The organism is Ruegeria sp. AL12 (genome assembly GCF_056540885.1).
The window spans coordinates 1-11,642 of record NZ_JBQFXN010000008.1; the positions used below are offsets into that span (position 1 = coordinate 1).

Genomic DNA, 11,642 nt, shown 5'->3' on the forward strand with positions numbered 1-11,642 from the left:
TTTAGCCTTGAGTTCAGCGCTGGAAAGTTTGTGTTTTGGCCGTGCCATTCTACATCCACCTTTCTATCCACCCCTAGATATGGGGTATGGTCGTACAGAATGGTATAGCGTGAAACAAATAAATGCATATTTCAGACATGGTTAGAGCAAGATGAGTGTTCCGTGGTGCTCCACGATTTTTATTTTGGATGCCCTTCAGCGGCACCAGATTTCATCGAAATCGTAAGGGAAATACTTCTGCTAAGAAAGAATTGTTCTTACTATGTTCTTGTGCCGGGATATGTTTTACGCGGTTAAAACGGACATCCGCACGCTCTATAGCGAATGATCGCTTCGAGCCCATAGCGGATGTTTGAAAGGGCATCTTAATTGCCCCTCAGTGGCCGGTGGATGCAGATTCTGGTATTCAGAGCACTAGTTTGTCCTAGGAGGTCATAAATGCAGCGATCACTGGCGTTAGTCTCAACTCTCCTTCTATCAATTTCCACGACGGCAGCCAGTGCGACGGAAGACATCAGGCTTGTTGTACAAATTACAGTTGATGGACTACGCGGAGACTTGATCTCTCGCTATCAGGCCGCCTTCGGGGGATCAGGCTTCAATAGACTGATTGAAAACGGCGTCTGGTACACCGATGCTCATCATCGTCACGCCAACACCGAAACCATCGTTGGTCACGCGACCCTCGCTACTGGCGCCCATCCTTCCGAACATGGAATGATTGGTAATGCCTGGTTCAACAGGGCTGAAGAGCGATTGGGTTACAATATTGAAGATCCGGACTACCCGATGTTGCCAGTCCCTGGCTTCGGTGGAAACGTTGATCAAGTCGACCCGACGCAAGCCGCCGCTGCGACGTCGGGACGTTCTCCCGTTAACTTGTTGGCGACGACTTTCGGAGATGAACTGGTAAAAGCCAATGTTGGGCGATCAAAAGTTTTTTCCGTATCTGGTAAAGACCGTTCAGCGGTTGCAATGGCGGGACACTCTGGAAAGGCTTTTTGGTTGTCGACGGCCACAGGAGCGTTTGAAACAAGTGAATTTTACTACGACGCGTATCCTGATTGGGTTCTCGATTGGAACTCTAAGCGCCCCGCAGATGCGAAGATCGAAAGTGAGTGGTGGCCGGAGTGTTCAGACGCACCTTACATAATGGAAAGAATTGAACGCTCCTTCGTAACGAACCTTGGCACGTTCGGTCGCACTTTCCCGCATTTCTATGGGAAGCCGGACGACGGTCTATACTACACACAGGTCTTGTTGTCGCCGCATGGCGACCGGATCACGGCTGACTTTGCAAAAACTATAGTCAAAGAGGAAGGGCTTGGTGATGACGAATGGCCAGACTACCTCAGCGTCAGTTTTTCTGGCGTTGACGCAACCAACCATTTCTTTGGACCATCCAGTCTGGAGAATGAAGAAATGGTACGCTGTTTGGATGAGACACTGGCCGATTTCATTGAGTTCATGGATCGAGAGGTAGGACGCGCGAATGTGCTTTACGTGCTTTCCGCCGATCATGGCATGCCGGAGGCGCCAGAGGAGATGGCCGAAGCTGGTCTTTCTACATTCCGAAACTCAACCGAAGCATTGATGATGGACGTGAATTCGGTGATCGCCGATGAGTTTGGAGTCGAAGCCGCAATACAGTTTTTTTTCCGCCCTTACGTTTATCTGGACAATGGCGCGATAGAAGCGTCAGGTGTTGACCGGCGTGCAATCGAACGACGCATCGTCAATATCCTGATGGCTGCATCTGGCATTGAGCTGGCAATGCCGACCGAACCACTTGCTGAACAGCGAGGGCATACTCTTCAAGAGCAGATACGGCGGAACTATCATCCAACACGCTCTGGCGATATTTATGTTGTACAGACACCCTATTCATTTCTCTTTGAGGATGGTCCAATTGCCGTGATGCACGGATCGCCGTGGCGCTATGACACACATGTTCCAATCATTTTTGCTGGTCCAGGTATCAAGCCAACTCGTGTAAACCGTCCTGTTTCCACGGTAGACGTGGCCGTCACTCTGACCACTATTCTAGGTATCAGCCAACCGAGCAGTGCTGCGGGTCAAGCATTGAGCGAGATTGGCGTTACGAGTCCATAAGCGGTCTTGTCTTTTTGTCGGATGCCGGACCGTTAAGCGTGTTGCTATGGTTAGCTGCGACTTTTGGCTTAACCTCCCGAGTTTGAAGAAATTTGGAGAACGACCTCAATAAACGTTAGATTTGTCCGGAGAGCGGCCATTGATGCTCTGCGCAGCAAACGACTGCATTGAGCCTAATCTGCCTTATTCTTCGGAACAGCCGAAGTCCGCATGTCTTAGGCGACCATCACGGACCGCGCCTTCGCAATGACCCTAAGCCAACGTGGAATAAACCTCGGCAACTCGCTGAAAGGTCCAAAAGCAGGCGATAGCCGCGCATCCACCGGCTAAGCCCACTCGTAGGGACATCCACAAACTGGAGTTCACGCGCCGACACATTATCAAGGCAGGCCAGAGCGCAAGAATAATGGCGACTTGGCCAAGCTCGACGCCAAGATTGAAGGCAAGCAGGCTTTGCCAGATGTTTGGGGATGCAACCTGCAATATCTTGTGCAACACAAAACTGAATCCAAGACCATGCAGGAGGCCAATCAGTGTCGTCAGAAGCACCATCGTGACCTCAGAACGCGCGTTGTCCTTGAAACTCATAAACGCTGCTGCGGCTGCAAAAATAATAGAAATCGCGATCCCGGTTTCGACGGCAGGAACAAACCACGCGCCCGATGGCACAAAGCCGAAGAACCCCAGAGACAGCGTCACGCTATGCCCAACGGTAAAACCGGTTGCACGCAGCAATAGTGCCCTGAGTGTCTGCGCTCCGATGACCAAACACACAACAAACAAAACATGATCCAACCCTTCGAGGATATGTCGTATGCCTTCCCAGACGAAACTGAGGAATCCTCCATACCCCTTCTTCTGAACCACCAATGGTTCAGTCATCAGACCCCGAGATCGGAATATCTGAGGTGTGTCTGACGCGTAATCGAGAATGAGGTTGGCCGTTTGGTCCTGATCCGGCAAGCCTGGGTCCAGCACGTTGGTGATGCTGTAAGATTGGACTGGGCCGTCAGTGTCATAGTGCAGGACGAGATCGACAATTGTGTCACCAACAAAAAGCGGTGGCGTTAAGGCCGTTTCGGTGTCCACGGCCTGTCGAGCTTCGGCCAAAGTTGCAAATCCGGGCTCATTTCCAACGCGATGCAAGCGAACGGACTCAACTGTTCCTCTTAAGCGCTGATTGTCGACCGACAGATGCAACCCACCTTCGGCGAATTGCCCCAGCCCATTGGGATCGCTCATGACAGCCTGCAAGTCGACAAAGTGCACCAACTGACCGTCGCTCAAGGCATTGGTCGTGAATGGTGCAGCTTCCGGCAAGGCATCACCATTTTGATCACCGACCTTATCTGCCACCAGATAAGGCATGGGGATGCGCATATAGACACGCAGACCGCCCTCGGAATGCTCGACATGCGAAATTCGAACGTTGAGGTTAAGCAAAAAATGCGCCGAGGCTGACAGCGTCAGTGACAAAAGCACACCGACAAACAGAGCGCCAGAAGCAAAAACCTTTGATCTTAAACACTTATACATTTGGATCGCGAGCCTCGATTACGGTTAATCCATCCAGCTTCCATTGCCCTGACTCTGGCACGACCTCGGCCAGCACCCGAAACGTAACGGCGCGCATGTGGGCGTGCCCCCAATGACCTCCTTGTGCTTTCACTGTCCATTTGGCCAGAGTGCTAAATCCACCCGGTTTGAGGGTTGGGTTAATGCGCTCTAATTCCAGTTCGCTGATATCAGTAACCGCAGCAAGACTGCCTCCTGGCGTTCGGATCGCGAGACCACGTTCAACCTCTGTTGCGATGTCACCAAGAGACGCTTCCGTCACAATATGTGCCAGCTCTGACTTTCTTGCGGCCGGAGAAATTTCCAGAGTCACCGTGCTCAAGTTTTCGACCATTGAGCGCAGTATTTCTTCGGCAACCTGCTGCTCTGGGGGCTCAAGCTTTTTCCAAGGTAAATCCAGCAAATAACCCGAGAATACGACGGTTGCCGATGTTGCGGCAATCATGGTTGCGCAACTGGCGCGCTTTGCATTTTTGCCTCTGGTTAGCAGGAGAAAACCGAGTGAGACGGCGCTGATAATCCCGGCGATCAACGCCAAAGCCGGGTTCTGCCGTTTCTGCTGCTCAAATGGAATCTGAGTAACAGTTGCTCCTTGGTATTGGAGCAAGTGGTTCTGCCAGTGAAACTGAGGGGCCGCAGGTGTCACAGCTCCAAAGAATGGCCCAGCGATATCGTTTGAAATCGTTGCGACGCGGGAAATTTCCTCGTCAAACATATCCCATGTGACTGTCACCTGATCGGGAAGTTCTACCGATGAGAAGGACAGGATAGCTCCGATAAACGCATTGTTCACGGACACTTCCTTTCCCGGTTCTACAACTTGAAAACCCTGCGATGTCAGCTCCAGGAGCTTTGCAGTAGCGTTTGATGGTTGCACTAATTTGCCGTCAATTGTCACCGGGTTCCGTGAAGCCAGGAAGGACGCCGCTTGGTTTACGATCATGGCGCTACGCTGTGGCGAAAGTGTTTGACCGACTTCGGTAGTTTCACCAATCCAAGGCGCCAGTTCACGCAAGCGGATCAGCGTCTCATGCCGAACTTCACGAGGTTCGATGTAGAGAAAGGTGGATGTCCCGTCCTGCGCTTTTCGATTTAGGCTGTCAGCAGAAAAACGGCTATCCCACGGATCAGGCCAGTGAATCTTTAACTCTGCCGGCTTTGACAAGAAGCTAAAATCGGTGACCGGAACCTCTCGGTCAAAAACCTGCATCCCGATAGTCGCCAGTGGTTCACCATCCCGCGATGGAGGCACTATAGTCAGCTCGTTGGGAACTGTGTTTTGAAACGCAAAGAACACTTTGACGAACAGAACACGCGGATCTTTTGGCGGGCTGGGAACAACTTGACCCGAGAATGGATTCCGCTGACCTGCAAGTGGCGAGGCCCGGTCGATGCGTGTTCGGTATTCTAAATTTCTGATTTCAGCGTTTAGGGGCTGATTGTCCCTTCCAACAATCGATAACGCCCGACTTTCGGCTTGGGCAAAACCTTGTTTGGTCTCTTGTTTAGCCTCCGGCTCACCCTCGACGAAATCCGATGACCAACCGATTGGCAACATATCAGTAAACAACGGAATATCTTCGACATAGATCTCAAGGTCGACGTAGACCCCATCGTCTTTGATATGAAGGACAGCGATGTTGGGGGCGACTTCTGATCCGTTAGTCAGAACGACATCCGCCGAAACGGCGCGCGCACCTGAGGCCATCAGGCTCAGCATCAGACATAGTCGGCACAGATACTGCCAAATTGGAATTTTGTTCACCCCTGAACTTTAATTTTCCGGCATTGGCGGTGGCGTGTAACCATCCCATTTGCCCGCTTTGACTTTGTCGGACGGCTCTTTTTCTTTTGAACGCGGGGCATTGACATACTCGTCGCTCACAGCTGGTGGCAGTGCATAGTCATCAACACTCGCTTCCCGAACAACGATCTGGTCCTTGGTGACGTTGATCACCTGAAGATCTCGCGCGAGTGTGAGCGGTCCATCGTAAGTCGAGCGGACACCTTCCAAAATCGCCTGATAATTCTCGGGTGAAAGAACAGAGTGATACCCCAGCGCCATACGCGGTTCGACCGCAGACATCACTTTGCCAAAGGCCGCAGGTTCGGTATGAACGCGCGTGGCCACATAGGTCGCCTGTTTCATGTCCCAGCCAAAGTACGGGGCCAGCGCATCCGGTGGTAGAAACGCCTCGTGAGAAGCGATGTCCGCACCTTTGGCATATTCTACATACCATTTGTTCGGGTACGTATCTCCGCCAAAGACGTATTTCAGCCCATTCCATTCCAGAGAATAACTCACCGAGCCATCTAAGCTGTGGATGGCAGGCCAGGACCGGATAGTTACGTCGTTCTCCTGATAAACGATCTCGTTTTCCTGCATGTAATCGAATTCGGTAACTTCAAGCTTGGCACCATCATCCGGCAGCGCCCCTGTACGTGTGGCCAGATCCCAAGCATAGGCTTTTGACATGCCTTCTACATAGGCTTTGGTGCCCAGTTCATCCTCTGATCCGGACGGGCCGAAGACGCGGAGCGGAGTATATCTGCCCGAAAGCCAACCCCCAACATGAAGACCCATGAAGTCTCCAACGTGGTCGACATGCAAATGACTGAAAAAGACCTTATCGACCTTCGCAAAATCCGGTCTCAATGAAAACAAGTTTCCAGTTGCACCCGTGCCCACGTCAAACAGGAAAACGTCTCCATTTCCTAGTTCAACATAAAATGAAATCGAAACGGCAGCTTTGGTTTGGTTGGGCATCCCCGTCCCCAATGCCGTGATACGCATTTCATCCGCGCCCAGGATTTCAGTGTTGGGAAAGTATGACGCGGGATAAACACCATATTCAATTGCAGAAGCAGTTCGACCAGTCGGCAGCGCGTTTTGCGCTGAAGCGGTGCCAGCCAACGACAAACCCAATGCCAATAGTGCGCCAGTCGTGGAATTCATAATGCTATTCATTGATCCCCCCCTTTTCTGCATGGCGTTTGGGAGAGCACGATGTCGTGAACTCCCAGTCAACCATAGACTTCTCTACGGTAAGTCCATAGACTGCTCTATGTCAAACAAAGAATGCTGTAATCTGAATGTCAGAAACTATCACCCGAGCCTCACCCAAAAACGCCGCGACCAAAGAAGACTGGATATTGCTGGCTTACAAAGTCCTGAACGAGGGCGGCGTTTCCGCGATAAAAGTCGTACCAATGGCAAAGCGACTGAACCTGACAAGCGGTAGCTTTTATTGGCATTTCAAAAACGTCCGTGAGCTTTTGGATGAGGTTCTCAGATATTGGGAGCAGGAACTGACTGACAAAGTGATCGCACAGGCAAAGACATTTGGCGGCCCCCCGGAAGACCGAATTCTTCTTCTTATGAAAAAGGTCATTGAAGAGGACGCCGCATTGCCAGATCACGCTGTCTCAGTCTGGGCGAATACCGATGAGAAGGTGAAAGAATCGTATCAAAGAACCATCGGCAAACGCTTCCAATTTGCCGCCTGGATGTTTGAACAGGCCGGTTTCTCGAATGAGGAAGCGAAAGCGCGTGGAAGACTCATGGTCACGTCGCTAATGGGAGACTCTTCGACTGGTCTGAAGGCGCAAGGCGATTGGGAAAAGGTCATCGAACGGGAACACGCAATTCTTGTCGGAAAGTAGAAAAAAGTCAGGATAATAGCCAGATTAGGATGCTTGCTGGAAACGGAACACTATTTTTACCAGCCTCATGACCCATTGGATTAAGTTATGCGGCGTGATTCACGGTTCGAAAACGAGCGATTAACATGTCTGATCACTTCTGCCTAACGGACACGCAGATGGCGCGTCTTGAGCCTTTCTTCCCGCAGTCCCACGGGAAACCTCGCGTCGATGACAAGCGTGTTTTGAGTGGGATTATATTCATTAATCGTAACGGGTTAAGATGGCGTGATGCACCCAAGGAATACGAGCCACACAAGACCTTGTACAACTGTTGGAAGCGGTGGAGTGATAAGGGCATCTTCGCGGAAATGATGATGGGCCTGTCCGCCGATCACGGCGAAGAAAAGACCGTGGTGATTGATGCGACCTATCTGAAGGCGCACCGCATGGCATCCAGCCTCGGGGTCAAAAAAAGGGGGCGATGACGACTGATACACTGCCTGGCAGGCGCATCTACGGGATGCTGCCGAGAGGGGACGCACCAAAGGCGGCATGAACACGAAGCTAAATGCCATCTGTGACAGCCAGGGGCGCCCGTTGAACTTCTTTATGACCGCCGGTCAGGTCAGTGATGATACCGGTGCAAAGGCCCTGCTAAACGGTCTGCCGGACGTGGATTGGCTGCCTGGAGATCGTGGATATGATGCCGATTGGTTCAGAGAAGCGTTACAAGACAAAGGGATAAAGGCCTGCACACCTGGTCGAAGACAGCGAAAGAAGCCCATCCGATATCCCTGCCTCGTAGCAAGCGTACAGCACGTCTTCCTGAGCGAATACGTCCATACGCTCTGCGAATCTGTCGGCCAGTTCGTCAAGCGACGTAGTGTCGTTTGTGGTCATCAACTCACGTGCTGCCTGCTGTGCCAGTTCCGAACCCTCAGCGCTGCCCACGAACGCCTCAAAGGCATCGACATCCAAGGTGCCAATGCGCTCACCAATGCGGTCGAGTGCGGCCTCTTGAACGCCTAGCGCCATGGTCTCGACGTGTGCTTGTACATCCTCAGGCTCAACGCTCATCTCCGACGCCGCCCGCTGCAAAATGTAGTCAGGCACTTCGCCAAGGTTGATCAACCCATCGACGATTTGTGTTTGCGTCCCCGGCGCTGCTGTAGCGATAGCATCAAAGGCCTGCTCAGTTGCTTCATCAGCAACGAATGCACTCTCTGATGCACCTTTTGCCTCACCTTCAGTTGCGCCTTCTTGTGCCCCTCTCAGGGCCTCTGAAGGTTGTCCTTGAGGTGCTGCTTGTGGGTTCGTTGAGACTGCGAAACCCGCCGCATCAGTAACACACCTGAGGTGTTCGTTAGGTTCCAAACAAGGGCAACCCAAGGGGCACATCAGGGGATATGCTAGGGTGAGACATCCAGCACACAGGACGCCCCACCACAGATGGTCTGCTATCAGCCTTCCTCGACGGTCGGTGATAACGCCATGCTGACATCACCTCGCACTTCCATGAAGCGAGGCAATTCCGAAATTTGTTTACGGCTATAGTGTGGGTGAATGTTCATGGTATGTTCTTTTCTTGTGTGGGGGTGAATTGCATGCAGCCTTTCAAGCCGCATCTTTCACCAGCCTGTAGACGGTCGCTCTGCTGACCTCGAAGTCTTTCGCTATCTGGGTTGGCTTATCGCCTCTTTGGAACGCTTCACGAATAGCTGCTGCTTTGTCCTTATCCATGGCAGGGCGTCCTTTGAACTTGCCATCGGCCTTGGCCTTAGCAATCCCTTCACGTTGCCTCTCAAGCATCACCTCTCGTTCAAACTGAGCAACAGCTCCAAGGATGGTCTCAAGCATCTGCGCGGTGGCACTGTCGTTCATCATGGGCATGTTCATGATATGCAGACCAACGCCCTTGTCAGAAAGCCGCTTGCGGATGTCGATGAGGTCAGGGACCGAACGCGCCAGACGGTCCAGCTTAGTGACGACCAGAGTGTCCCCTTCACGGGCAAAGTCTATGGCTGACTCAAGCTGGTCTCGCTGCTTAACGCTGCTCACCTGCTCAGCAAACACCTTCTCACATCCATGGTCTTTCAACTCGCGCTGCTGAGCCTCAAAGCCTGCGATCTGGTCTGCTGTGGACGTCCGTGCGTAGCCTATGAGCATGTGTCTGTCTCCGAGAGTGTATCATTTACCTCATAGAGTTAAGTAAGAAGTTGTGCTTTAAGTGTCAACCCCACTTAAATGAGACAGTATCTGAGGGGTTGGAACTTGTCTTGTTACCCTCTGGTCAAATGAGACACGGATGTTCAGGCTGCCTTACGGTGGTTCGTGAAGGTCAGGGCATAGAATCCAAGGTCAAGGAACACTTCGCCCGGTCCCTCTCGTGTCACCTGAAAGGGAACTGAGCGGACCTCACGTTCGATGAGCAAGTCAAAAGGACCAAAGCGAAAATCAAAGATGATCATGGGTCGTTACCTCATAAATGATATGCATCAGGAGCGATGTGCGCTCAACTTGGCTCCACGTCGGTAGCAATTCAACCTATTGAAAAATATACACTAAAGGGACTTTCCCTCAGGTGGAAGGAGGTGACCCTGAGGTGGCCCCACCGGGGGGCCTGCGCGGCATTTTCTTTAATCTCTGGTACTCAGATTTTTTTGCCAAATTATTTGGACCACATCAAATGCGTATCGCGTTTCGTATTTCGCTCACAGCCCCTTAAGGTACCCGTCAGCCCGCATCCTATCGACGATCTTACGCTGCACCTGCCGCAACTCATCCCGGCCTAACCCATGGTTGTAAATCTCACTTGCCCTGCGCTCGTCTTTGGACAAGCCGCCGAGCTGCACAGCGTCCTTGTCGTCAACGCCTGCCCTATGAGCGATGGCCCTCCATGTATGTCTGAATGAATGAAAGTCCAACATCACGTTGCTTTCAGGTCTCCCCAAAACAACATCCCTAAGGCGGCTATATGACTGACTAGCCTGCTTGCTTTTGCCTGATTTGGGGTCCAGACTGAAGGCCCCTAGAAGCCTGCCCTTGGGTCCATCTCTACTCTCTACTTCTTTTCGCAACTTCAATACCGTCGCTTGAAGCTCAGTGGGTACGGGGGTCCACCGTTTCGCGTTTTCGTTTTTGCCAACAATGATCTTCAGCCCAGCGCCGTCAGTATCTACATCCTCAACTGTAACCCTAACCAATTCGGAAATGCGTGTTCCGAGTGTCAGGCCCAGACGCATCAATACTCCCAACGGTGTTTCCTGTGAACGCGCGACGAACAAAGCACTGGTCTGCTCTGGTCGGTACATCAGCCTTTCTTTCTTCGGCGTGGCGGCTTCCCTAGTGACCCCCTTAGGTAGTGTGAAGGGTTCCACTGAGGGATTGCTTGTGGCCTTGGTTTCTACAACCCACGCCCAAAACGTGCGCAGCTGCGTCATGAGTTTCTGGATGGTCGCTCCTGCTAGCGGCTCCCCTGTCCGCTCCGACACTATGCCACCTAGGTATTCCCTGAAGGCCACCGCCTCAACGTCTGCCATATCGTCCACAAAAAGGCTGGACATATCACCGCCCAGAAAGTCGACCAGATAGCGAACCGAAGTCCGAAAATCATTGATGGTCGAACTTCGCAGCGGTTTATAACCTGAAGCGTTCCCCGGCGCTCTGGCCTCAATATACGCCGCAACCATCTCAGCCAGTGGTCTGGATGTAGCCATGCCCCTTTTACCGAACGCATCTCGCACCGCGCTGGGCGCATTCTCAACCTCTTCATAGAACACATCACGCACCAGCATCGCGGCTTCAGGGTCGGGGTCTGCCATGGCTTCAGCCCATCGGTCTGCCGCAGCAATGCTATAGCGCTTTCTGCCCAGCGCTTGTAATTCCAACTCTCGAACCTTGCTAAGTTCCACGTCGCGTAGCTTACGTGCCGTGGCTTTGTGCTTAACACCTCCAAGGCTTCTTATGATGTTTCGACCAAAAGGTTTGCCCGCCTCTGGATCAGTGGTGCCCTTTAAAATTTTGGGCGTAGACATCCTAAACCGCCAAGCTGTACCGGGACCGCGTGGTTGCTCAAGGTTTCTATCACTACTAATAGCCCGCTCTTTTGTAGTGTAAATTTGTGGTGTAACTCCACCACATCTGTAACACTAGCTGTCAAAAAATGTCAACAAAATAAGGCATTAGAAAGTATGGCGACCCCGGCAGGATTCGAACCTGCAACCTGCCCCTTAGGAGGGGGCTGCTCTATCCAGTTGAGCCACGGGGCCGCGCCCTGCCTTCTGTAACCGGGAATTTCCGTGTTGTCATCG

10 protein-coding genes, 1 tRNA gene and 1 pseudogene are annotated in these 11,642 nt (G+C 52.2%); 4 read left to right on the plus strand and 8 right to left on the minus strand.

The features are described from left to right. The first annotated feature begins 438 nt into the window (after positions 1–438). Positions 439–2,112 (plus strand): alkaline phosphatase family protein, encoded by a 1,674-nt coding sequence (locus ACR0C6_RS16920; protein ID WP_480620337.1) that lies wholly within the window; start codon positions 439–441, stop codon positions 2,110–2,112. Between the two features lie 252 nt (positions 2,113–2,364). On the opposite strand, the gene ACR0C6_RS16925 is transcribed toward ACR0C6_RS16920, so the two are convergent. After that, a complete protein-coding gene (locus ACR0C6_RS16925) occupies positions 2,365–3,201 on the minus strand; it encodes a HupE/UreJ family protein (protein WP_480620339.1) in 837 nt (278 codons plus the stop codon). A gap of 105 nt (positions 3,202–3,306) precedes the next feature. On the opposite strand from ACR0C6_RS16925, the gene ACR0C6_RS16930 reads away from it, so the two are divergent. Next, positions 3,307–3,573, plus strand: a complete 267-nt coding sequence (locus ACR0C6_RS16930) for a hypothetical protein (protein WP_480620341.1) — start codon at positions 3,307–3,309, stop codon at positions 3,571–3,573. A 67-nt stretch (positions 3,574–3,640) separates the two neighbouring features. Here the strand turns inward: ACR0C6_RS16930 and ACR0C6_RS16935 are convergent, their stop codons facing one another. Together ACR0C6_RS16935 and gntH are read right to left on the minus strand one after the other, a co-directional pair. Further along, positions 3,641–5,407, minus strand: coding sequence for a hypothetical protein (locus tag ACR0C6_RS16935; RefSeq protein ID WP_480620343.1), 1,767 nt, complete (start codon positions 5,405–5,407; stop codon positions 3,641–3,643). A gap of 54 nt (positions 5,408–5,461) precedes the next feature. Beyond that, complete coding sequence (gene gntH, locus ACR0C6_RS16940) at positions 5,462–6,655, minus strand: guanitoxin biosynthesis MBL fold metallo-hydrolase GntH (RefSeq protein ID WP_480620345.1); 1,194 nt, start codon at positions 6,653–6,655, stop codon at positions 5,462–5,464. Between the two features lie 185 nt (positions 6,656–6,840). Between gntH and ACR0C6_RS16945 the strand changes: the two genes are divergently transcribed. Both ACR0C6_RS16945 and ACR0C6_RS16950 read left to right on the plus strand, forming a co-directional pair. After that, positions 6,841–7,350 carry a TetR/AcrR family transcriptional regulator gene (locus ACR0C6_RS16945; RefSeq protein ID WP_171230081.1) on the plus strand — a complete coding sequence of 170 codons (510 nt, stop codon included), beginning with the start codon at positions 6,841–6,843 and terminating at the stop codon, positions 7,348–7,350. Positions 7,351–7,475: 125 nt separating this feature from the next. Next, positions 7,476–8,124 (plus strand): annotated as a pseudogene (locus ACR0C6_RS16950) (IS5 family transposase); the annotation flags it as partial. On the opposite strand, the gene ACR0C6_RS16955 reads toward ACR0C6_RS16950, so the two are convergent. The 5 genes from ACR0C6_RS16955 to ACR0C6_RS16975 all read right to left on the minus strand — a co-directional run bounded on the left by ACR0C6_RS16955 (position 8,059) and on the right by ACR0C6_RS16975 (position 11,600). Beyond that, entirely contained in the window at positions 8,059–8,706 is a 648-nt protein-coding gene (locus tag ACR0C6_RS16955; RefSeq protein WP_480446719.1) for a hypothetical protein, read from the minus strand. The pseudogene ACR0C6_RS16950 and the gene ACR0C6_RS16955 overlap by 66 nt on opposite strands. Positions 8,707–8,946: 240 nt before the next feature. Next, complete coding sequence (locus ACR0C6_RS16960) at positions 8,947–9,498, minus strand: recombinase family protein (RefSeq protein WP_480446555.1); 552 nt, start codon at positions 9,496–9,498, stop codon at positions 8,947–8,949. A gap of 143 nt (positions 9,499–9,641) precedes the next feature. Further along, a complete protein-coding gene (locus ACR0C6_RS16965) occupies positions 9,642–9,800 on the minus strand; it encodes a hypothetical protein (protein ID WP_480446554.1) in 159 nt (52 codons plus the stop codon). Between the two features lie 243 nt (positions 9,801–10,043). After that, complete coding sequence (locus ACR0C6_RS16970; RefSeq protein ID WP_480620347.1) at positions 10,044–11,366, minus strand: tyrosine-type recombinase/integrase; 1,323 nt, start codon at positions 11,364–11,366, stop codon at positions 10,044–10,046. 157 nt (positions 11,367–11,523) lie between these two features. Continuing rightward, positions 11,524–11,600: transfer RNA gene (locus ACR0C6_RS16975), tRNA-Arg, on the minus strand. Positions 11,601–11,642 lie beyond the last annotated feature (42 nt).